The organism is Microbacterium sp. 18062 (assembly GCF_902706225.1).
Taxonomy (GTDB): domain Bacteria; phylum Actinomycetota; class Actinomycetes; order Actinomycetales; family Microbacteriaceae; genus Microbacterium.
In genome coordinates this window covers 91609-114352 of record NZ_CACSKB010000006.1, presented here as the reverse complement: position 1 = coordinate 114352, position 22744 = coordinate 91609, and the positions used below count along the sequence as shown (strand labels likewise).

Annotated in this window: 19 protein-coding genes; 7 read left to right on the top strand and 12 right to left on the bottom strand. The window is 71.1% G+C overall.

Going from position 1 to position 22744, the window contains the following annotated elements:
• Positions 1-59 precede the first annotated feature (59 nt).
• The 4 genes from GVL03_RS04070 to GVL03_RS04055 are packed head-to-tail and all read left to right on the top strand — an operon-like array spanning position 60 to position 6424.
• Complete coding sequence (locus GVL03_RS04070; RefSeq protein ID WP_159499704.1) at positions 60-3446, top strand: serine hydrolase; 3387 nt, start codon at positions 60-62, stop codon at positions 3444-3446.
• Positions 3443-4933: an amidohydrolase family protein gene (locus tag GVL03_RS04065; RefSeq protein WP_200847054.1), complete on the top strand. Its 1491-nt coding sequence runs from the start codon at positions 3443-3445 to the stop codon at positions 4931-4933. Before GVL03_RS04070 ends, GVL03_RS04065 begins: the two co-directional genes overlap by 4 nt.
• Positions 4930-6129 carry a M20 family metallopeptidase gene (locus GVL03_RS04060; protein ID WP_235038009.1) on the top strand — a complete coding sequence of 400 codons (1200 nt, stop codon included), beginning with the start codon at positions 4930-4932 and terminating at the stop codon, positions 6127-6129. The genes GVL03_RS04065 and GVL03_RS04060 overlap by 4 nt, the downstream gene beginning before the upstream one ends.
• 4 nt (positions 6130-6133) lie before the next feature.
• A complete protein-coding gene (locus GVL03_RS04055; RefSeq protein WP_159499703.1) occupies positions 6134-6424 on the top strand; it encodes a hypothetical protein in 291 nt (96 codons plus the stop codon).
• Here GVL03_RS04055 and GVL03_RS04050 read toward each other — a convergent pair.
• A complete protein-coding gene (locus tag GVL03_RS04050) occupies positions 6385-6849 on the bottom strand; it encodes an Lrp/AsnC family transcriptional regulator (protein WP_200847053.1) in 465 nt (154 codons plus the stop codon). The two genes, GVL03_RS04055 and GVL03_RS04050, sit on opposite strands and share 40 nt — an antisense overlap.
• Before the next feature lie 94 nt (positions 6850-6943).
• Here GVL03_RS04050 and GVL03_RS04045 point away from each other — a divergent pair, with 94 nt between their 5' ends.
• Both GVL03_RS04045 and GVL03_RS22250 read left to right on the top strand, forming a co-directional pair.
• Positions 6944-8680, top strand: coding sequence for an alpha-keto acid decarboxylase family protein (locus tag GVL03_RS04045; RefSeq protein WP_159499702.1), 1737 nt, complete (start codon positions 6944-6946; stop codon positions 8678-8680).
• 15 nt (positions 8681-8695) lie between these two features.
• Entirely contained in the window at positions 8696-9109 is a 414-nt protein-coding gene (locus GVL03_RS22250) for an NAD(P)-binding protein (RefSeq protein WP_235038008.1), read from the top strand.
• A 63-nt stretch (positions 9110-9172) separates the two neighbouring features.
• Here GVL03_RS22250 and GVL03_RS04035 read toward each other — a convergent pair whose 3' ends face one another.
• From GVL03_RS04035 to GVL03_RS04025, 3 genes are all read right to left on the bottom strand, one after another.
• Entirely contained in the window at positions 9173-10057 is an 885-nt protein-coding gene (locus GVL03_RS04035; RefSeq protein WP_159499701.1) for an ATP-binding cassette domain-containing protein, read from the bottom strand.
• Positions 10054-11100, bottom strand: coding sequence for an ABC transporter permease (locus GVL03_RS04030; protein ID WP_159499700.1), 1047 nt, complete (start codon positions 11098-11100; stop codon positions 10054-10056). The genes GVL03_RS04035 and GVL03_RS04030 overlap by 4 nt, the downstream gene beginning before the upstream one ends.
• Before the next feature lie 73 nt (positions 11101-11173).
• Positions 11174-12160, bottom strand: a complete 987-nt coding sequence (locus GVL03_RS04025; protein WP_159499699.1) for a sugar ABC transporter substrate-binding protein — start codon at positions 12158-12160, stop codon at positions 11174-11176.
• 159 nt (positions 12161-12319) lie between these two features.
• On the opposite strand from GVL03_RS04025, the gene GVL03_RS04020 reads away from it, so the two are divergent.
• A complete protein-coding gene (locus tag GVL03_RS04020) occupies positions 12320-13504 on the top strand; it encodes a Gfo/Idh/MocA family protein (RefSeq protein WP_159499698.1) in 1185 nt (394 codons plus the stop codon).
• A gap of 45 nt (positions 13505-13549) precedes the next feature.
• Here GVL03_RS04020 and GVL03_RS04015 read toward each other — a convergent pair whose 3' ends face one another.
• The 8 genes from GVL03_RS04015 to iolC form a co-directional block, all read right to left on the bottom strand.
• On the bottom strand, positions 13550-14338 hold the full coding sequence (locus GVL03_RS04015; protein WP_159499697.1) for a TIM barrel protein: 789 nt from the start codon (positions 14336-14338) through the stop codon (positions 13550-13552).
• A gap of 13 nt (positions 14339-14351) precedes the next feature.
• Positions 14352-15362: an inositol 2-dehydrogenase gene (gene iolG / locus GVL03_RS04010; protein ID WP_159499696.1), complete on the bottom strand. Its 1011-nt coding sequence runs from the start codon at positions 15360-15362 to the stop codon at positions 14352-14354.
• A gap of 33 nt (positions 15363-15395) precedes the next feature.
• The gene (locus GVL03_RS04005) at positions 15396-16313 is read right to left on the bottom strand and encodes a sugar phosphate isomerase/epimerase (protein ID WP_159499695.1); all 918 of its coding nucleotides are present in this window, start codon (positions 16311-16313) and stop codon (positions 15396-15398) included.
• A complete protein-coding gene (iolD, locus tag GVL03_RS04000) occupies positions 16310-18238 on the bottom strand; it encodes a 3D-(3,5/4)-trihydroxycyclohexane-1,2-dione acylhydrolase (decyclizing) (RefSeq protein WP_159499694.1) in 1929 nt (642 codons plus the stop codon). Before iolD ends, GVL03_RS04005 begins: the two co-directional genes overlap by 4 nt.
• Positions 18235-19164, bottom strand: a complete 930-nt coding sequence (gene iolB, locus GVL03_RS03995) for a 5-deoxy-glucuronate isomerase (RefSeq protein WP_159499693.1) — start codon at positions 19162-19164, stop codon at positions 18235-18237. The genes iolD and iolB overlap by 4 nt, the downstream gene beginning before the upstream one ends.
• 71 nt (positions 19165-19235) lie before the next feature.
• Entirely contained in the window at positions 19236-20804 is a 1569-nt protein-coding gene (locus tag GVL03_RS03990; protein ID WP_159499692.1) for a CoA-acylating methylmalonate-semialdehyde dehydrogenase, read from the bottom strand.
• An 18-nt stretch (positions 20805-20822) separates the two neighbouring features.
• Positions 20823-21722 (bottom strand): class I fructose-bisphosphate aldolase, encoded by a 900-nt coding sequence (locus GVL03_RS03985; protein WP_200847051.1) that lies wholly within the window; start codon positions 21720-21722, stop codon positions 20823-20825.
• 1 nt (position 21723) lies between these two features.
• Entirely contained in the window at positions 21724-22680 is a 957-nt protein-coding gene (gene iolC / locus GVL03_RS03980) for a 5-dehydro-2-deoxygluconokinase (RefSeq protein WP_159499691.1), read from the bottom strand.
• Positions 22681-22744: the final 64 nt, after the last annotated feature.

Genomic DNA, 22744 nt, shown 5'->3' with positions numbered 1-22744 from the left:
ACCCACCCCTACACCCGCGAGCTGCTGGCCGCGGTCCCCGAGCCCCTGAGGAGCGCCCCGTGAGCGACACGAACCCAACCCCCGTCCGTCGGCCGACGATCGACGACATCCCGCTGCTCGCCGTGCCCGGTCAGCCCGCGCTCTCCCCGGACGGCAGGGTCGCCTACGTGTTGCGCACCGCGGAGCTCGACGGCGACACCGACCGCAACGTGCATGCGCTGTGGATGGCGGGCGACGGAATCGAGCCGCGGCGGCTCACCTCCGGGCCCGCCGATGCGGCGCCGCGGTGGGCTCCGGACGGCTCCTGCCTGGCGTTCCTGCGCGCCGCCGACGGCCCCGCGCAGCTGTGGCTCCTGCCCGCTGCCGGGGGAGAGCCGACGCCGCTGACCACGGTGACCGATCTCCCGCTGGGCGCCGGCGCGGCCGTGTGGAGCCCCGACGGCGCGCGGATCGCCTTCTCCGCGCCCGTCGACATCGCCGGGACCCGCACGGCGAACGAACCGTACGTGACGCGCCGCACGGACTACCTCCTCGACGGCGGGGACTTCCTCGGAACCGTGCGCACGCATGTCCACGTCGTGGAGGCGGCCACCGGCCGGGTGCGTCGTGTCACCGGGGGCGACGCCCACGCCGGCATGCCCGCGTGGTCGCCGGACGGTGCGACGCTCGCGTTCCCGTGGCATGTCGGACCCGGAAACGACCTGACCTTCCGGACACCCGTGGCCACCGTCGACGTCGAGGACGAGCGCGCGCGAGTACACGTGGTCGGACTCGCCGAGGGGTCCGCCTCCGCCGTGGCGTGGATCCCCTCCGGGGACGAGCTCGTCGTCGCGGGCATCGCCTCGGGAGGACTGGCGAGCCACACGCGGCTGTACCGGCTGTCGCTCGCCGACGGCTCAGCGGTCGAGCTCGACCCGGGCCTCGACCGCAACGTCATGGTCGGCGGTCCCGGCTACCCCGGGGCAGAGCCCACGATCGTCGGCGACGACGTGTTCTTCGCCATCCGCGACGGCGGGTGCACGCATCTCTACGCCGCGCCGATCGCCGGCGGGAGCGCGCGAGCGGTGATCACCGGCGCGGGCCGAGTCGTCTCCGGCCTGTCGATCAGCGCGGGCATGGCCGTCGTGACACTCGCGACACCCGCCTCCTACGGCGAGATCGCCCGCGTCGACCTCGACGAGGGATCGCCGGAGGCCGGCGCGACCGACCTCACCGCGCACGGGCGCGGGCACCTCACGCCGTTCCCACGGATCGCCCGCCGCTTCACGATCGGCGACGGCACCGTCGTCGAGGGATGGCTCCTGCGCGACCCGGACGCCGAAGGCGCCGCTCCGCTGCTCCTCGACGTGCATGGCGGCCCGCACAACGCGTGGAACGGTGCGGCCGACGACGTGCACCTCTACCATCAGGAGCTCGTCGCCCGCGGCTGGACGGTGCTGCTGCTCAACCCCCGCGGCAGCGACGGGTACGGCGAGGCCTTCTACACCGCGGTCGCGGGCGGATGGGGGGTCAGCGACCGCGCCGACCTCCTCGAGCCGATCGACGAGCTCGTGGCGGAGGGCATCGCCGATCCGGAGCGGCTGGCGATCACCGGCTACTCCTACGGCGGCTTCGCCACCTGTTACCTCACCGGTCGCGACCGGCGGTTCGCGGCCGCCGTCGCCGGCGGCGCGGTCGCCGACCTGACCTCGCTCGCGGGCACCTCCGACAGTGGGCCGCTGCTCGCCCGGTGGGAGCTGGAGCACGCGCCGTGGCGGGACGCCGTCGCCGTGTCGCCGCAGAATCCCTGGACCGGCATCGGCGACGTGGAGACGCCGACGCTCCTGCTGCACGGGGCGCAGGACCAGACCTGCCCGGCCGGGCAGGCGCAACAGTGGTTCACCGCCCTGCGCGAGCGGGAGATCCCCACCGAGCTCGTGCTCTACCCCGGCGCCGGACACCTCTTCGTCCTCGACGGGCCGCCCTCCCAGCGCATCGACTACAACCGCCGGGTCGTCGATTGGGTCGAGCGCTTCGCGGGCACCGCCGGACTCGTGCGCCGGCCGGCGATCGACGACGAGCACTGGCAGCGCCGTCTGTCCGAGCTCGCCGCCAAGCACGGCGTGCCGGGCGCGCAGCTCGGCATTCTCCGCGTCGGCGGGGCCGGGCTCGGCAACGGCCCACGCGACGAGCGTGCGGTCGCCGTGCACGGCTTTCTCAACGCGCCCGCGAAGCTCCCGGCGTCGCGGGAGTCGGTGTTCCAGATCGGCTCCATCTCGAAGGTGTGGACGGCCACGCTGGTCATGCAGCTGGTCGACGAGGGGGTCGTCGGCCTCGACACGCCGATCATCGAGGTGCTGCCAGACTTCGTGCTGGCCGACATGGATGCCGCACGTCAGGTGACGCTTCGCCACCTCCTCGTGCACACGAGCGGCATCGACGGCGACGTGTTCACCGACACCGGACGCGGCGACGACAACATCGAGAAGTACGTCGCCCTCCTGCGCGACCAGACGCAGAACCACCCGATCGGTGCGACCTGGTCGTACTGCAACGCCGGATTCACGCTCGCGGGCCGGGTGATCGAGGTCCTCACCGGCATGACGTGGGACCAGGCGCTCCGCGAACGCCTGGTCACCCCGCTCGGGCTGACGGCGACCGTCACGCTGCCGGAGGAGGCCCTTCTCCATCCGGCCGCCGTCGGGCACGTCGACGGGCCCGACGGACCGGCGGTGGCGCCGGTCTGGGGCCTGCCGCGACCGCTCGGACCGGCCGGGCTCATCACCTGCACGGCGGACGACCTGCTCTCGTTCGCGCGGATGCATCTCGTGGGCGGTGTGGCGGAGGACGGCATGCGCGTGCTCTCCGCCGACGCGGCCGCCGAGATGGCCTCGCTGCAGGCCGAGCTGCCCGACGTGCACTCGCTCGGCGACTCGTGGGGCGTCGGGTGGATCCGGTACGGCTGGGACGGCCATCGCCTCCTCGGCCACGACGGCAACACCATCGGACAGGCCGGATTCCTGCGTCTGCTCCCCGAGCAGGGGCTCATCGTGTCGCTGCTGACCAACGGAGGTCACGCCCGCGACCTCTACGAGGACCTCTACCGCGAGATCTTCGCCGACCTCGCCGGCGTCGAGATGCAGCATCCGCTCGTGCCCCCTGCGGACGCCGACGCCGACGTGACGCCCTATCTCGGCACCTACGAGCGGGCATCGGTGCGGATGGAGGTGCTGCCGCCCGCGTCCGAGGGGGCGCGTGCGGTGCTGCGCACGACCGCGACCGGGATCATCGCCGACATGGTGGAGGACCCGATCGAGGAGTACGAGCTGCACCCCGTCTCGGAGGGGCTCTTCGCGACCCGCGCCCCCGGGACCGAGACGTGGATGGCCGCCACCTTCTACCGGCTGGAAACGGGGGAGGAGTACGTGCACTTCGGCGCGCGCGCCACCCCCAAGAAGGCCTCGTGACCGCCGTGCGGACCGTGCTGCTCGCCGGAGGCCGGGTCATCGATCCCGGGACGGGGCACGACGGCGTCGCCGACGTGCTGATCCGCGGCGATCGCATCGCCAAGGTGCGCCAGGCCGGCTCGGCCGCTCCCGACGGCGCACTGGTCATCGACGCGACCGGTCGCATCGTCGGCCCCGGCTTCGTCGATCTGCACAGCCACGTGCACTCCATCGCGGGTCAGCGGCTGCAGGCGCTCGACGGGGTGACCACCGCCCTCGACCTGGAGTCGGGACTGCTCCCGATCGAGCGGGCCTATGAGCGGGCGGCGGCCGAGGGACGCCCGCTCAACTACGGCTTCTCGGCGTCCTGGACCATGGCGCGGGGTGAGACGCTGTCCGGTCGCGTCTTCGACGGCGATCCGTTCGGCTCCCTCGACCTTCTCGGCGATCCGGCGTGGCAGGCGGACTCCTCTGCGACGCAGCTGCGCTCATGGCTCGGCAGGCTCGAGACGGAGCTGGCCGGGGGAGCGCTCGGCATCGGCGTGCTGATGGGCTACGCGCCCCGCACGGATCCCGCCGAGTACCGTGCCGTCGCCCGGCTCGCGGCCGCGGCGGGCGCGCCGACCTTCACGCACGTGCGCGAGATCATCGAGTCCGACCCCACGACCCCCGTCGACGGCACCGTCGAGGTGGCTCAGGCGGCGATGGACTTCGGCGGACGAGTCCACCACTGCCACGTCAACAGCAGCTCCCGGCGGCACGTCGACCGCACCCTCGCGACGATCGAGCGGGCACGTGCGGGCGGCGCCGCCATCACGGTGGAGGCGTACCCGTACGGTGCCGGCAGCACGGCCGTCGGGGCGGCGTTCCTCGCCCCCGAGGCACTGCCGGCGTGGGACCTCCGGCCAGGGAACATCGTGCTCGTCGCCACGGGGGAGCGTCTGCGCGACGACGCGCATCTGCGCCAGGTGCGCCGTGCCGATCCGGGTGCACTGTGCATCGTGGAGTTCCTCGACGAGCGCGACGAGTCCGACGCCGCCCTCCTGCGGCGCCCCCTCGCGCACCCCGACGGGATCGTCGCCTCCGACGCGATGCACATCGAATGGCCGGACGGCCGCGTGGACACCCGCCAGTGGCCGCTGCCGCCCGGCGGACGCACACATCCGCGCACGGCGGGGACGTTCGCCCGTTCGTTGCGGGTCATGGTGCGCGAGCGTGCACTGTGGACGTGGTCCGAGGCGTTCCGCCGCTGCAGCTGGCTGCCCGCGCGCGTTCTCGACGACATCGCGCCGGCGGCGAGCCGCAAAGGCCATCTGGCGCCGGGATCCGACGCGGACGTCGTCGTCATCGACCCGGGACGTGTCACGGATCAGGCGACCTATCTCGACCCCACCCGGCCGTCGTCGGGCGTCGAGCAGCTGCTCGTGAGCGGTCAGCTCGTCGTCCGCGACGGCGAGATCGTCGCGGACGCCTACCCGGGTCGGGGTCTGCGAGGAGAGGCCGGATGACGATGCCGTCCCGGCCCGGCGACGCCCTCCTGACGTGGTCCGAGTCGATCCTCCCCGCGATGATCGACGACATCCGCACGCTCGTCGAGTGCGAGTCGCCCTCCTCCGACCTCGCAGCGGTCGCACGGTCGGCCGACGCGGTCGCGGCGGTCGGCGCCCACCGGCTGGGGATCGCGCCCGAGCGCATCGTGATCGATGGCTGCACGCATCTGCGGTGGCGTGTCGGATCCCCCTCGACCGGTACTCGATTGCTGCTCCTGGCCCACCACGACACCGTCTGGCCGGTCGGATCGCTCGTGACCCGCCCCTTCCGCCTCGAGGCGGATGTGCTGCGCGGGCCGGGATGCTTCGACATGATCACCGGTCTCGTCATGGGCGTCCATGCGCTCTCGACCGTCGATCCCCTCGGCGAGGCGTCGGTCACCCTGCTGGTGACCGGCGACGAGGAGATCGGCTCGCCCTCCTCGCGCGCGTTGATCGAGAGGGAGGCCCGCGGGTGCGCGGCCGCGTTCGTGCTCGAGGCCGCCGCCGACGGCGGCGCGCTGAAGCTCGAGAGGAAGGGTGTCTCCCGCTACCGTGTGGAGGTCACCGGCCGCGCCGCCCATGCCGGGCTGGAACCGGAACGGGGCATCAACGCCACCGTCGAGATGGCCAGGCAGATCGAGGCCGTGTCGGCGTTCGCGGATCCCGCCGTGGGCACGACGGTGACACCGACGATCGCGCGGGCGGGGACGAGCGAGAACACGGTCGCCGCGAGCGCGAGCGTCGCCGTCGACGTGCGGGCGCGCACGGTCGCCGAACAGAGCCGCGTCGACGCCGCGATCCGTGGCCTGACCCCCACCACGGGTGCGGAGATCGTCGTGCACGGCGGGATCAACCGGCTCCCGCTGGAGCGCGTGGCCTCCGCGGCGCTCTGGCGGATCGCAGGCGCAGAGGCGAGCGGCCTCGGAATCGGTCCGCTCCACGGCGTGGCCGTCGGCGGCGCATCCGACGGGAACTTCACCGCCGGCGCCGGCGTGCCGACCCTCGACGGTCTCGGCGCGGTCGGCGGAGGCGCCCACGCCGACGACGAGCACGTCGTCGTCTCGCAGATCCCGCCCCGCACGGCGCTGTTGGTCGCGCTCCTGCGGGCGGGGGGAGCAGGCGTGTCCGTCCCGCGGGCAGACGGGTGCCCCGCCCCCGCCCGGACCCGGTGAGGAGGTGGACGGGCGTCGGGCCGTCGCGAGACTGCGGCTGATCGTCGATGGCGACGACGGGATCGGCCGCGTCTTCACCGTCCTGCGTCAGCGTCGCGTCCGGCTGATCAGCGCCCGCCTCCACGGAGTAGACCGCGCCGGGTCACATCGACTCGAGGTCCGCATAGAACTGACCGCCCCGGGACCACTCACGGTCGACACGGTGATCGAGGCCCTCGACCGCATCGTCTCGGTGCGCCGGATCGCCGCGCGCGTTCAGCGAATGCCGCTCTCGATGAGGGGTCGCGTGCGGTAGGGGACGAGATCGCGCAGCAGCAGGTTGGTGGCCGTGCGTCGAATGCCGGGGCACGCCAGAATCCGCTGGCCCACCTCGTACAGGCCGTCCGCGTCGGGGGCGGCCACCTCGCACAACAGGTCCCAGTCGCCGGCGACGCCCGCCACCTGCAGCACCTGTGGGATGGCCGCGAGCGCCCGTACCGTGCTGTCGAGCTGTGACTGGTGCACCTCGGCGTTCACAACGGCGCGCAACGGCTGACCCAATGCCCGCGGGGCGACGCGAGTCGAGTTCGGTGCGTACACCTCCGTCTCGAGACGGGCGAGTCGCAGCTGCACCGTGCGCCGTGCGAGTCGCAGCTTCTCCGCGATCGCCGCGGTCGGCAGCCGCGGATCGGAATCCAACGCCAAGAGCAGCCGGGCGTCCACGGCGTCGATGGTGTCCAATGTGTGACCTTTCCTCGGGGGCGAACAGCGCTGTCGGATCAGAATGATAATCATCATGGTGATGTGCTTGCCTGATTGTTCGTAACAGTGTCGCATGAGTGTCGTGATTGAGAACTTTCCCTCGCCCTCTGCTGCGTCCACGGTGACCGTCGGGGAGTACCTGGCGATCAGACTTCGCCAGTGCGGCGTCGAGCACCTGTTCGGACTGCCGGGAGACTTCAACCTCGCCCTGCTCGATGAGCTGCTCGCCGGAGCCGATCTCACCTGGGTCAACTCCACCAACGAGCTCAACGCCGCCTATGCCGCCGACGGCTACGCCCGCGCGCGGGGGTTCGGGGCTCTGGTGACCACGTACGGGGTGGGCGAACTGTCCGCGGTGAACGGCATCGCCGGCGCGGCGGCGGAGCGCGTGCCCGTGCTGCAGATCACGGGCGCCCCGGCGACGCCGGTCGCCGAAGCGGGCATGGCGACGCACCACACGCTCGCCGACGGCGACTTCGACCGATTCGGACGCATGTACAGCGAGGTGACCGTCGCCGCCGCCACGGTGACGGGTGCGGGCGCCGGGGCGACGATCGACCGGGTGATCACCGCGATGCTGACCGCACGACGCCCCGGGTATCTCCGCATCCCGACCGACGCCGTGGGGCAGGAGGTGTCGGCCGAGCCGCTGTCGACGCCGCTCACCGCCGAGCCTCGAAGCGACGCCGCCCGGCGATCCCGCTTCGCGACCGTGCTCCGTGAGTCCCTGCAGGAGGAGGAGCCCGTCATCCTGCTCGGCCACCTCGCCGACCGATTCGGGCTCGCCGGTGACATGCGTCGGCTCGCCGACACCGGCCGGGTTCGCATCGTGACGTTCGTCGACGCGAAAGGGCTGGTGCCGGAGACGCATCCGGCCCACGCGGGGGTCTACGTGGGCGCGTTCACCCCCGATCCCCGGACGCGGAGCCTCGTGGAGAACGCCTCCCTCGTCATCACCGTGGGGGTGGTCCTCGGCGACCTCCTCACCGGGATGTACAGCCACCGGCTCGGCTCGGGCTCCCTCATCACGCTCGGCCCCGACGCGGCCACGGTCGACGGCGAGATCCTCGACGGCGTCTCCATCGCAGACAGCGTCGGCGAGCTGCTCGAGCAGGTGGAGGCGGCTCCGCGCCGCGTCGTCGAGGCGCGTCCCGCGGTGCTCCGAGGGACCGCGCCGACGCCCGACGCCTGGTCGGGCGATCCCGTCACGCAGGAGTCGTTCTGGTCGGGCGTCGAGCGATGGCTTCCGGCGGGCACACCGGTCTTCGCCGAAGCCGGCACCGCGTTCTACGGGGCCGCCGCGATCCGATTCCCGGACGGGGCGCGCCTCATCGGACAGCCCATCTGGTCATCGATCGGCTACACCCTGCCCGCAGCCGTGGCGCACGGCTTCGCCTGTGACGACCGCCCGGTGCTGTTCATCGGCGACGGAGCCGCCCAGTTGTCCATCCAGGACCTCGCGACTGCGCGACTGTCCCCGGTGCAGCCGATCGTCTTCCTCCTCGACAACGGCGGATACTCCGTCGAGCGAGCCATTCGCAGTCCCGACGCGGTCTACCAGGACATCACGCGCTGGGATTGGCGGACGGTCGTTCGCGGACTCCTGCCGGACTCGGCGGTGAGCACCTGGCGGGTCCGCAACGAAGGAGAGCTTCGCGACGCGATGGCGGGGGCAGAGGCGACCGCCGACTCCGCTCTCGCCTTCATCGAGGTGGTTCTCGAACCCGGCGACGTCCCTCCGCTGCTGCACGCCATCGCGAACGGACTCGGGTCCGCGGCTGCGCACGAGCTCATGGGGCAGGGAGGCTGATCAGGCGGTGTCGTCGTGACCGAGCCTCTGCAACTCGCGGCTGATCGCGCGCATCCCCCTCTCCAGGGCCTCGAGCTCTTCGATGGCGAGCCCCTGAAGGATCCGAAGGCCGACGGTGTCGAGGTGCTCGTGATCGGGGCCGGCTTCGGCGGTCTCCTGACCGCGGCGTTCCTCCGTGACGCGGGCGTCGACTCGCTGCGGCTGATGGACGAGGCGGGCGATGTGGGCGGCACGTGGTACTGGAACCGCTATCCGGGCATCCACTGCGACATCGAGTCCTACGTCTACATGCCGCTCCTCGAGGAGACCGGTGTGGAGTTCCACCGGCTTCTGCGGGAATGGCGCGGTGGCGACATGAGCGATGTGCTCGTGCTCGACGAGGACGACGTCGCACGACGGCAGATCGCGCTCGCCGGAACGATGTCGTGAAGCGCGCGCCGATGAGCTCGTCGAGGTGTCGTCGCACCGGTCGCACCGTGACGCGCGCGTCGACTACGTCGGCTTCGCGGTCTCGTCGCGGAGCACCTCGACCAGCTCGTCGGCGTCGTGCTCCATCTCCTTGACGATGGACGAGTCCATGCCCAGCGACTGCTCCAGCTCGTGAGCGAGCGAGTCGAGCTCCGCTCCTCCCGCCATGAGGCTCGTCAACTCGGCGAGTGAGATATCGGCCTTCTCGTAGTCTCCGAGGCTCGTGCCGCGGTTGAGCAGCAGGAACCGGTCGCCGACGGGATAGGCGTGGTGGGGGTTGTGCGTGATGAAGACGACACCGAGTCCCTTGTCCCTCGACCGGGCGATGTACTTGAGCACCACGCCCGACTGCTTGACGCCGAGCGCGGCGGTCGGCTCGTCGAGGATCAACACCCGTGCGCCGAAGTACACGGCACGGGCGATCGCGACGCACTGGCGTTCACCGCCCGAGAGCGTCCCGATGGGCTGGTCGACGTCGCGCAGATCGATGCCCATGTTCGCCAGCTCGAGGTAGGTGATCTCCTTCATCCGCTTGACGTCGAGGCGCCGGAGGGGCCCGCGTCCCTTGGTGAGCTCGGACCCGAGGAAGAAGTTGCGCCAGACCGGCATCAGCGGAACCACGGCGAGGTCCTGATAGACCGTCGCGATCCCTGCGTCGAGAGCCGCACGCGGCGAGGAGAACGTCACCGGCTTGCCGTCGAGGAGCAGCTCGCCCTCGCTCGGCGAGTGGGCCCCGGCCAGCATCTTGATGAAGGTGGACTTCCCGGCGCCGTTGTCGCCCAGGACGCAGGTGACCCGTCCGGCGCTCACGGTCGTCGAGACGCCGGACAGCGCGTTGATCGCCCCGTAGCTCTTGCCGATGTTCCTCACCTCGACGATCGGCGCCGTGGTTCCCGTCGTGGAGCTCATTTCTTGCTTCCTCCCGCTCGCAGCCGCACCCAGTGGTTCAGGAACACCGCGAGCAGCAGCATCGCACCAAGGAAGGTGCGCAGCCAGTTCGTGTCCCACTGCGCGAAGGTGATGCCCTGGAACACCATGCCGTAGATCAGCGCGCCGAGCGCGGCGCCGATCGCCGAGCCGAACCCGCCCGTCATCAGGCAGCCTCCGACGACCGCGCAGATGATGTAGATGAACTCCTGGCCGACGCCCGTGTTCGCCTGGACGGTCGAGGTGCGAAAGAGCGAGATCATGCCGACCAGCCACGCCGCACCGGCCGTCGTCATGAACAGGCCCAGCTTGGTCTTGATGATGGGGACGCCGACCTGGCGCGAGGAGTTCAGCGCCCCGCCCACCGCGAAGATCCAGTTGCCGGCGCGGGTGCGCAGGAGGATCCAGGTCGCTGCCGCCGTGACGAGGAACCACCACAGCACCGAGACGTAGAACGTTCCGCCGCCGATCTGGACGGAGGACCCGAAAAGGGGCTGGATGCTGTCGTAGAACGGGACCTTCGTCATGCCCTGGATGGCGACCTGTCCGGTGATGAGCTTGGTGACGGCGAGGTCGATCCCCGCGAGGACGAAGAACGTCCCGAGCGTGATGATGAAGCTCGGAAGCCCGGTCTTCATCACGAGGATGCCGTTGAGCGCGCCGACCGACAGGGCGAGCGCCAGCGAGACGAGCACCGCGACCCAGATGTTCAGCCCGTAGTGCGTGGTGAGGACACCCACCACCAGCGCCGTGAACCCGGTGAGCACGCCGGCGGAGAGGTCGAACTCGCCGCCGATCATCAGCAGCGCCACGGCGACCGCCATGATGCCGAACGTGGACGCCGACTCCAGCCAGACGCCGGCGCCGGCGAGCGTCATGAAGTTCTGCGTGTACACGGAGAAGAAGATCATGACCGCGAGGGCGGCGACGAGCGCGCCCATCTCGGGTCTCGCGAGAAGGCGGCGGATCGGCTGACGCTCCAGCCGCGGCCTCGTCGCGATCGTCACAATGTCCGTCGTGGTCACGGCGGTCCCTTTCTGTGGAGCGGGTCTCTGGAGTGGGGGGCCGGGTGGATGTCCACCCGGCCCCATCGGTTCGCTAGCGCGTGCCGTTCTTCGCGAACTCCGCAACCGCGGCCGCGTTGTCCAGGGTGACGAACGCCGGACCGGAGTAGACCGGCTGACCTCCGCCGATGTCGTTGCCGTTGGTGCTCTTGAGGTAGAGCGCCGTGATGCCGAGGAAGCCCTGCACGTACGGCTGCTGGTCGACCGCGAACAGGATCTGTCCGGCCTCGATCGCACTCACCACGTCCTCGGAGAGGTCGAACGTCGCGACCTTCGCCGAGCTGCCGGACTCCTCCACGGCGCCGACGGCGTCGATCGCGTACTGGCCGCCCAGCGTGAGAACGGCGTCGATCGAGGAGTCGGCCTGGAGCTTGGACTTGATCGTGGCCTTGACCTCGGCGTCGTTCGTGCCGTCGACCTGGAGGTTCTCCATCGACCCGCCGAACGCGCCCGCGGCCGCCTTGCAGCGCTCTTCGAGGCCGACGTTCCCGGCCTCCTGGATCACGCAGAGCGCCTTGGTGAGACCTTCCTCGCCGAGGCGCTCGCCGACGGCGGCACCGGCGATGGACTCGCTCTGGCCGATGTGGGTGATGGCACCGAACTCCTTGAAGCGCTCGAGGCCGGAGTTGATCGTGACGACGGGGATGCCGGCTGCGACGGCGCGCTCGACGCTCGCCTGCACGCCGTCGGGGTTGGCCATCGACACCACGATGCCGTCGACCCCCTGCGCGACCGCGTTGTCGATCAGCTGGGACTGCTTGGCCGGGTCGGGGTCCGAATTGTACGTGACGGCGGCTCCGTAGTCCGCTCCGGCCTGTTCGGCGCCGGACTTGACGCGATCCCAGAAGGCGTCGCCGGGGGAGGAGTGGGTGACGACGGCGTAGGTGAGGTCCTTCGACGCGGTGGTGCTGCCGCTGTCCCCTCCGTCATCCGTCGAGTCCTGTCCGGTCCCGGAGCAAGCGCTGAGCAGCAGTGCGGCCGCTGCGGCAAGGGCGAGGCCGCCGAGGATGCGCTTCTTCATGTGAGTTCCCTTTCGGTGAGGACGCTGTCGACATCGAGCTATCGCGTCCATCTGACGTCGGTGTCGGGATCGAGTGTGACATCGGGCTCAATCTTTGTCAATACATTCTGTCAACGCACCTAAGATGGGGCACACGTACGACCGCCGAAGGGAATCGTCATGAGCAGCAGAGCGCACATCGGTGTGGGCCTGGTCTCCGTGGGATGGATGGGGCGACTGCACTCCCGGGCCTACCTCGCCGCCCCCGTGCACTACCCGGATCTGCCGGCGACCGCGGAACTGGTCATCGCCGCCGATCCGGATGCGGCAGGCCGGTCCCACGCGGCCGAGACCCTGGGCTACCGCGAGACGACTGCCGACTACCGGGACGTGCTCTCGCACCCGGCGGTCGACGTCGTGTCGATCTGCTCGCCGAACTTCCTCCATCACGAGATCGCGATGGCGGCCGTCGCGGCCGGCAAGCCGTTCTGGATCGAGAAGCCCATGGGCCGAAGCGTCTCCGAGTCGAGCGAGATCGCGCGGAGCGCCGAGGCGGCCGGACTCATGACGTCGGTGGGGTTCAACTACCGTCACGCCCCGGCCGTGGCACACGCACGCCGGCTGGTGCGCGAGGGCGCCCTCGGGACGATCACGAACGTGCGCGTCGCCCTGCTGGCCGACTACTCGGCCGATCCCGAGGGGGCGCTGACGTGGCGGTTCAGCCGGGATCGCGCGGGAACCGGGGTCCTCGGCGACCTGCTCTCGCACGGCGCCGACCTCGCGCAGTACGTCGTCGGCCGGATCGGGTCGGTCAGCGGACTGACCGAGACCTTCATCCGGACCCGGCCGTTGCCGTCGGGCGACTCGACGAGCCACTTCAGCAAGGGCGCCCGCGGCGGCCCGACCGGGCACGTCGAGAACGAGGACTACGCCGCCGTCCTTGCCAGATTCGACTCCGGTGCCGTCGGGGTGCTCGAGTCCAGTCGCGTCGCGATCGGCCCGCGCGCCGAGTACCGCCTCGAGGTGTACGGTACCGGGGGCTCGCTGCGGTGGGACTTCCAGCGTCTGAACGAGCTGCAGCTGGCCGATGACACCGCGGGCTACCGCACGATCATGGTCGGCCCCGGGCACGGGGACTTCGCCCGGTTCCAGCCCGGCGCGGGCACGAGCATGGGATTCGACGACCTGAAGACGATCGAGGCCTCGTTGTTCCTGCGCTCGGTGGTCGAGGGCCGCCAGCTCGCCCCTTCGGCCGCGGACGCCTGGTCGGCCGCGGAGATCGTGGCGGCATCGTTGCGCAGCGCCGGGTCCGGGGTGTGGACCTCCGTTCCCGCCATCGAGGGCGGCACGACCTACGACGCCTGAGCAGGACGAGAGGGGGCCGACCGGGAATCGGCACCCTCTCGCCGTTCAGCCGGCGAAGGCGGTCCGGAAAGCGTCGAGCGCAGCGTCGGAGTCGGTCTTCGCCCACGACTCGAGCCCGACGACCCCGTCGTACCCGAGCTCGCCCAGTGCGGCTGCGATCGCCTCGTAGCGGATCTCGCCGGTGCCCGGCTCGCAGCGGCCGGGGACGTCGGCGACCTGGATCTCGCCGATCCACGGCATCGCCCGACCGACGAGGTCGGTCAGGTTCCCCTCGCCGATCTGCGCGTGATACAGATCGAGGTTCAGCCGGAGCCCCGGTGAATCGACCGTCTGCACGAGCGCGAGGGTGTCGGCGGCGCGCGCGAACGGCGTGCCCGGGTGATCCACCGCGGTGTTGAGGTTCTCGAGCGTGAAGACGCGTCCCGACCTCTCGCCGAGATCCGCGAGTCTGCTCAAGGTGTCGGCCGCAATGAGCCAGTCGCCGCTGCTGACGTCGTGACGAGGCCGCACGGGCAGCCCGTCGGCGTCGAGCCCGGTTCCGTGCAGGTTCAGCCGCGGTGAGTCGATCACATCGGCCATCCGCAACGACTCCGCCGCGGTGGACAGCAGCTCGGCGATTCCGTCGTCGGTGGTCAGGTCGCCGCGGAGGTACCCGGTCATCGAGGAGAAGGTCGCACCGGTCGCGGCGAGCTCCGGGAGGTCCTTCGAGCTCCAGTCCCAGATCTCGACCTCGAAGCCGCGCTCGTGGATGCGCTGGACGCGCTCGACGAACGGCAGGTCGCGGTAGAGCATCTCGGCCGACGCGGCGAGGCGGTAGGAGGCGGACGCGCTCATATCGACGAATCCCTCAGCCGAGGTCCACGGCGACGACGACGCGCTCGGTCGCGGCGCGCTGCGCGGCATCTGCGAGCACGAGCGCCGCGCGGCCGTCCTCGAACGTCGGGCTCGTCGACGCCTCGCCTCGGGCGAGCTTGATGAACTCGCGCAGCTCGGCCGCGTAGGCGACGGCGTACCGCTCCAGGAAGAACTGCTCGTACGGCGGCTTGGCCTCCACCGCCGCGGCGGTCGAGAGGCTCACCAGGCTCGAGGGCGCGTTGGCCACCTGGAGCATGCCGGTGCCGCCGAAGGCCTCGAGGCGCTGGTCGTACCCGACCGCGCTGTGCCGCGAGTTGATGATGGTCACGACGGCGCCGGATGCGGCGCGCAGCGTCGTCACGGCGGTGTCGAAGTCGCCGTGCTCGCGCGCCCCGGGGTCGAACGTCGTCGTGCCGACCGCCGACACCTCGACGATCTCGGGGAGGAAGAACCGCGCCATGTCGACGTCGTGGATCGTCATGTCGCGGAAGATGCCGCCGGAGACGGCGACGTACGCGGACGGGGGCGCAGAGGGATCGCGGCTGATGATCGTCAGCTGCTCGAGCGCGCCGATCTCCCCCGCGGCCACGCGGGCGCGCGCCGCAGCGAACGCGGGGTCGAACCGGCGATTGAAGCCCAGTGCCACAGGGACGCCGGCCGCGGCCACCTTCGCGCGCAGCGCGTCGACCCGCGCGATGTCGAGATCGATCGGCTTCTCGCACAGCACCGGGATCCCGGCATCCACCGCCTGCGCGATGAGGTCGACGTGGGTCGCGGTGGGCGACGCGACGAGGATCGCGTCGACCTCGCCCGACGCGAAGAGCTCGTCGGAGCTGTCGGTCGCGGTCCCGCCGTAGGCGGCAGCCACCGTGCGGGCGCCGTCGACGAACGGGTCTGCGATCCAGGCGAGCTCCGCGTCGGGATCGGCGGCGATGCTCGCGGCGTGGACCTGGCCGATGCGGCCGGTCCCGATGAGGCCGAAGCGGAGTGGGGCGTGTGACATCGTGCGTTCCTTCGTCGGTGGGGGTGTTCGGTTCTATGCCCAGGGTCGGAGCGATTCGCGGTTGCGCACCTGGTCCGCGCCCCGGGCGGCGCGGAAGTCGGCGATCGCGACGTCGGGGCCGTTCAGCACGTCCTGCTCGACCACGACCCACCCGTCGAAGCCGCGTTCGTCGACGGCGTCCATGACCGCGACGAGATCGATGTCGCCCTCGCCGAAGGCGACGAACGAGCCGGAGGTCCACACCTCCGGCATCCCGCCGCCGGTGGCGAGCACGCGTCGCAGCTCCGCGAGATCGACGTCCTTGAGGTGCAGGTGGTTGATGCGGTCGCCCCAGCGGCGCACCGCGTCGAGCGGGTCACCGCCCGCGATGAACAGATGACCGGTGTCGAGCGTCAGGCCGATGTCGACGTTCGCCAGGAACCGATCGATCTCGGACGGCGACTCGACGAAGGTTCCCGCGTGGTGGTGGAAGGTCGGCTCGAACCCGGCGGCGCGCACGAGGGCGGCCGCGCGCTCGGTGTTGGCCAGCAGCCGTCCCCAGGCCGCTTCCCCGAGCGGGTCGACCGTCGCGCCGCGCCCCGGGGCGGCACGACGCCGGGCGGAGCCGTCGTCAGCCAGGGTCGGCAGCGGCAGCCGCGCCGGCCCCCGTTCGGCCGCCTCGGCGAAGACCCGGAGCGCGTCGTGCAGACCGGGCAGGGAGTTCTCGAAGGCGTCGTCGTCCGAGAACGGCAGCTGCACCCAGCCGCCGGCGAGGTCGAGGCCGTGCCGGCCGAGGCGCTCCCGCAGCTCGGACGATCGTCCGAGGTAGCCGAGCGGGCCGAGGTCGACCCCGGCGTACCCCGCCTCGGCGAGCACGTCGAGCAGGTCGTCGGGTCCGACCGTCTCGGCACCCTCCGGCGTCATCTCGAAGACTCCGAAGCTCACGGGCGCCCCGGCGACACTCGCCCTCATCCCGACACCTCCTCGCCGAGCAGCGGACGCTGGGCGACGCGCTGTCGTTCGTACTCGCTCCGGGCGCGCCGGGTCGACGCGAGCGTCGCCGCCTCGGGCACCGGGACGTCCCACCATCCCTCGCCGCTGGGGGAATAGAGCAACGGATCGCTCTCGATGTGGATGAGTGTGGAGCGGTCGGATGCCTTGGCCGCCGCCATCGCGGCTCTCAAGTCGTCGATCGCCGTCGCCGTGGGGGCGATCTCGATGACGTCGAGCCCGTAGCTGCGGGCGTTCATGGCGAGGTCCACGGGCAGCACGCGATCGCCCTGGAAGTTGCGTGCGACCTCGTCGTAGACGCGGTACTTCGTGCCGAAGCGCTCCGAGCCGACGGTCTCGGAGAGGTGCCCGATCGAGGCGAAGCCGTGGTTCTGGACGAGCACGACGATGATCTTGATGCCCTCGGCGACCGCGGTGACCAGTTCGGAGTTGAGCATCAGGTACGAGCCGTCCCCGACCATCACGACGACGTCGCGGTCGGAGCCGCCGGCCAGGGCTCCGCGCTTCGCGCCGAGCCCGCCGGCGATCTCGTACCCCATGCACGAGAACGCATACTCGACGTGATAGCCGAGCGGGTCGCGCACGCGCCACAGCTTGTGCAGATCGCCGGGCAGCGAGCCCGCCGCCTGCACGATGACGTCGTCGGGCGCGGTCGAGGACTGCACCGCGCCGATGATCTCGGTCTGACCGGGACGGGCGGCGCCCGAGGGCAGGAAGGCCTCGTCGACGACGGCGTCCCACGCCCTCTTCTCGTCCGCGGCGCGCTGTGCGTACTCCGCCGACACCTCGAAGCCCTCGAGCTCGATCGCGAGCTCGGCGAGGGCCTCGCGGGCGTCGGCGATCACCGGCAGCTGCGTGCCGTGCTTGTAGGCGTCGAACGCGGCGACGTTGATGTTGACGAACCGCACACCGGGGTCCTGGAACGCCGTGCGCGATGCCGTCGTGAAGTCGCTGTAGCGGGTGCCGATCCCGATGACGACGTCGGCGTCGGCCGCGAGGCGGTTGGCCGCGGCGGTGCCGGTCGCGCCGACGGCGCCCAGATACTGCGGATGGTCCCATACGAGCGAGCCGCCGCCGGCCTGAGTCGTCCCGACCGGGATGCCGGTCGCCTCGACCAGGGCGCGGAGCCCATCCTCTGCGCCCGAGTACAGCACGCCGCCGCCCGCGACGACGAACGGCCGCTTCGCCGAACGGATCGCGGCGACGGCACGGGCGAGGGCGGCCCGCTCGGGCCGCGGGCGCCGGAGGTGCCATTCGCGGTCCCGGAGGAAGGCGAGCGGCACGTCGATCGTCTCAGCCTGCACGTCCTCGGGAAGGGCGATCGTCACGGCACCGGTCTCGGCGGGGTCGGTGAGCACACGCATCGCGCCCAGCGCGATCGAGTACAGCTGTTCGGGGCGCTGCACGCGGTCGAAGAACCTCGAGAGCGGGCGGAAGGCGTCGTTGACGGTGAGGCCGATGTCCCACGGCTGCTCGAGCTGCTGCAGCACCGGATCCGCGACGCGGGTGGCGAACGTGTCGCTCGGCAGCAGCAGAGCGGGCAGCCGGTTGGTCGTGGCGAGGGCGGCGCCGGTGAGCATGTTGGTCGCGCCCGGTCCGACCGACGCCGCGGACGCGAAGGTCGCGCGGCGTCGGCGCATGCGCGCGTAGCCGACGGACTGGTGCACCATCGCCTGCTCGTTGCGGGCCTGGTGGTAGGGCATCAGGTCGGGCTGGTCGACGTTGAGCTGGCGCAGCGCCTGTCCGATGCCGGCGACGTTGCCGTGGCCGAAGATGCCGAACACGCCGGGGATCGTGCGCTCCCGGATGTCGCCGTCGACGGTCCACTGGTGGGCGAGGAACTCGATGAGCGCCTGGCTCACCGTCATCCGCTTCGTCGAGGTCATCGGTGATCGCCTTCCTTCGCGGTCGGATCGGTCGTGTACGGCAGGCGCGGGTCGATCGCGAGGCCGTCCCAGGTGTCGCGGACCCAGGCGTGCGCCGGATCGTCGCTGATCAGCCAGACCCGCTCTGCGTCGGGACCGGCCATGACGTTGAGGTAGTAGAGGTCGTATCCGGGCGCGGCCACGGCGGGGCCGTGGTAGCCGAACGGCACGAGGGCGATGTCCCCGGTGCGCACCAGCGCGTTGACGTCGATCTCGCCCGCGGGGGAGGAGTATGCGCTGAACATGCCGAAGGCGGCATCTTTCGGCGCCCCCGTCGATCCGCGCGCGGGCTCGGCCTCGAAGTAGTAGATCTCCTCGAGGCGCGACTCGTGCCCGGGCACGTGCTCGTCGTGCTTGTGCGGCGGGTACGACGACCAGTTCTCGGCCGGGGTGAGGACCTCGCAGACGATGAGCCGCGCGGCGTCCAGCGCCTGCGGTGTGCCGAAGTTGTGCACCTGCCTGCTCGATCCGCCCGCGCCGCGCAGCTCGACCGGGGTCTCGGACGCCGGGATGTGGCGCGTCGGACGGATCTCGGCCGTCGGCGAGGTCGCCACCGCGACGCGCCCGTCCCCGGCGATCGCCGCGGTGGACGCCGCCGAGAGATACAGCACGTCGGTCGGGCCGTCGAAGACGGAGGAGCGGCCGGCGAGAGACGTCCTCGTCGTGACGCCGTCCTCCGTGTGCGTCACGGTGAACGACCCGGCCAGCGGCACGATGATCCGCTCGACGCCCGTCTCCGACAGCTCGAGCGCGTCGCCCGCCTGCAGCACGGCCACGCGCAACCCCGTGTGCCGCCATCCGGGCGTCGTCGCGTCGACGACGCTCTCCCAGCCGTCGCGCGCGAGGTCGCCGCGTCGGTGGAACCAGCGCTGTCCGGTCATGCCCATGCTCTGCTCTCGTCGTCGAAGGCGATCGGCCGCAAAGACCCTGCCGTCCCGGGGGAGGGCGGGGCCGCGGCTCAGGTGTTCTGCGGGAATCCGAGGTTGATGCCGCCGTGCTCCGAACGGTGTCGGGTGGCGGGGTCGAGCCATCGGCTCGTGATGGCCTTCTCGCGGGTGAAGAAGTCGAATCCGTGGACGCCGTACGCCTTGGCATCGCCGAACAGGGACTGCTTCCAGCCGCCGAAGGAGTGGTAGGCGACCGGGACGGGGATGGGGACGTTGATGCCGATCATGCCGACCTGGACCTCGGTCTGGAAGCGTCGGGCCGCGCCTCCGTCGTTGGTGAAGATCGCGGTGCCGTTGCCGAACTGGCCGGAGTTGATCAGGTCGAGTCCCTCGTCGTAGGAGCCCACGCGGACGATCGAGAGGACGGGTCCGAAGATCTCCTCCCGATAGGCGCGGGAGCTCGTCGGGATGTCGTCGATGAGCGTGGGGCCGAAGAAGAAGCCGTCCTCGTGTCCGTCGACCGCGAACCCACGGCCGTCCACGACGATGGTCGCGCCGTCCTGCTCGGCGATGTCGACGTAGCCCGACACCTTGTCCCGGTGGACGTCGGTGATCAGCGGGCCCATGTCCGGCTCGCCGTCGGGGCCTCCCGCGCCGTCGCCGATCCGCAGCCGTCCGATGCGTTCGACGATCTTCTCGATGAGCCGGTCGGCGACCGGCTCGACCGCCAGCACGACCGAGATCGCCATGCAGCGTTCGCCGGCCGCCCCGTAGCCGGCGTTGACGGCCTGGTCGGCGACGAGGTCGAGATCGGCGTCGGGGAGCACCAGCATGTGGTTCTTCGCGCCGCCGAGGGCCTGCACGCGCTTGCCGTGCCGGGACGCGGTCTCGTAGATGTACTGCGCGATCGGCGTCGAGCCCACGAACGAGATCGACTGCACCACCGGGGAGGTCAGCAGACCGTCGACGGCGAGCTTGTCTCCCTGCAGCACGGTGAAGACGCCGTCCGGGAGACCGGCCTCCTGCCACAGCCGCGCGAGCCACAGCGCCGCCGACGGGTCCTTCTCGCTCGGCTTGAGGACCACCGCGTTGCCCGCGGCGATCGCGATCGGCGCGAACCACAGCGGCACCATCACCGGGAAGTTGAACGGCGAGATCACCCCGACGACGCCGAGCGGCTGCTTCAGCGAGTAGACGTCGATGCCCGTCGACGCGTTCTCCGAGAACGCGCCCTTGACCAGGTGCGGGAATCCGGTCGCGAGCTCCACGACCTCCTGACCACGCAGGATCTCGCCCAGAGCATCCGAGACGACCTTGCCGTGCTCGCGCGTGATGATCCGCGCGAGCTCGCCCTTGCGCGCGTTCAGCAGCTCGCGGAACGCGAACAGCACCGTCTGGCGCTTCGCGATCGAATAGCCGCCCCAGACCCGGTGGCCCCGCTCGGCCGAGGCGATCGCGGCGTCGATCTCGGCCTCATCGGCCAGGGCGACCCGGGCGATCACCGCACCCGTCGCCGGGTTGAACACCGGTGCCGTCCGTCCGCTCGTGGAGGCGTGCTCGGCGCCATCGATCCAGTGGCCGATCGTCGGGATGTCGGAGGTCGTCGTGCCGGCGGGAGCTGCGGCGTCGAGAGTGCTCATCGGGTGTTCCTTCGCGGATCAGAGGTTCGGGTGGACGAGGGCGGCGGCGACGTCGACCGCGGCGGCGACGTCGCCGCCGGGCGGATAGAGAAGCGTGCGCCCGACGGTCAGGCCCCGGACGCCGGGCAGTGCGAGGGCGTCCTCCCAGGCCGCGAACGTCTCGTCGGGATCGACGCCGGAGTCGCCTCCGAGCAGAACCGTCGGCATGGTCGTCGCAGCCATGACGCGTTCCATGTCCTCGACGACGGGCAGCTTCATCCAGGTGTACGCGCTGCTGCCGCCCAGGCCCGCGGCGATCGCGATCGAGAGGATGACGGCATCCGTCGACAGGTCGTTGACGACGCGGCCGTCCACCCAGCGGCTCATGAACGGCTCGAGCATGATCGGCAGGCGCGCCTCGGCCGCCTGGGTGACCGCGCGCGCGGTGGTCTCGAGCGTCGACACCGTCGCGGGATCCGTGAGCCCGATGCGCATGAGCGTCTTCGCGAAGTCCAGCCCGGAGGCCGCCATCGAGGGCACGTCGTAGCCGGTGAATCGGTCGTCCATCTCGAACGCCGAGCCGCGCAGCCCTCCGCGGTTCATCGAGCCCACCACGATCTTGTCGTCGAGAAGACCGAGCGCGGCCAGATCGTCGATGACGTCCGGGGTGCCCAGGACCCCGTCGACGCCCGGCCGGCTCAGCGCGATGGCGAGCCGCTCGAGGAGGACGTAGCGGTCGGCCATCGCGGTCGCCTCGGAGCCCACGGCGAGCGCGCCCCGGGCGGGGTGGTCGGCGGCGATGATGAACAGGCGGCCGTCGCCCCGCAGGAGCTCGCGGCGGGTGCGCCGCTGGAACGCCGCGCCGATCGCTTCGGGATGCGTGGCCCGCAGGTCGCGCAGGGCCGCGAACTCCGCGGCACCCGGTGTGCTCGATCCCATGTCAGATCGCCTTCTCGAGGATCTCGTCGACCTCGGCCGCCGTCGGCATCGCGGTGGAGCACTCGCGGCGGGACGCGACGATCGCGCCGGCGACGTTCGCGTACCGCAGGATGCGCTCGAGTCCCCAGCCCTCCAGCAGGCCGTGGCAGAGCGCGCCGCCGAAGGCGTCGCCGGCGCCGAGCCCGTTGACGACGTCGACGAGGTACGGTGGCACCTCGACGGTCTCCTCGCGCGTCTTGGCGAGCACGCCTCTGGGGCCCTGCTTGACGATCGCCAGCTCGATGCCGCGTTCGAGGAGCGCGTCGGCGGCCCGATCCGGCTCGGTCTCGCCGACGGCCACCTCGCACTCCTCGCGGTTGCCGACGGCGACGGTGACCCGATCGAGCACGCGGGCGATCTGATCGGTCGCCTCGTCGGGGCTCGCCCAGAACATCGGGCGGTAGTCCAGGTCTACGACGGTGTGCGTCCTGCGGTCGCGGGCGCCGAGCGCGGCATGGTGGGCGGCGCGGCTCGGCTCCTGGCTCAGGCCGGTCACGGTGAACCACAGGATGTCCGCTGCGCGGACGGCGTCGAGGTCGAGCTGCGCGGCGTCGATGTTGAGATCGGGCGCCTTCGGCTCTCGATAGAAGTAGAGCGGGAAGTCGTCGGGCGGAAAGATCTCGCAGAACGTGATCGGGGTCTTCAGCGTCGGGTCCGTCGCGACGTGGCGGCTGTCGACGCGGAGCCGTTCGAGCTCGCGGAGCAGGTAGCGCCCGAAGGGGTCGTCGCCGACCCGGGAGACGAGCGCGGTGCGGTGGCCGTATCGCGCCGCGGCGACCGAGACGTTCGCCGCGCTGCCGCCGAGATACTTGCCGAAGGTCGACACGTCTTCCAGGCCGACCCCGTCCTGCAGCGGGTACAGATCCACGCCGAGGCGGCCGAGGACCAGCACCTCGGGGAGGGAATGCGTCTGCGTCATACTTCGCCGTACAACCCTTCTGGAGCGGGAACCGGATCGAGATCCAATATTGTCCTAACAATAG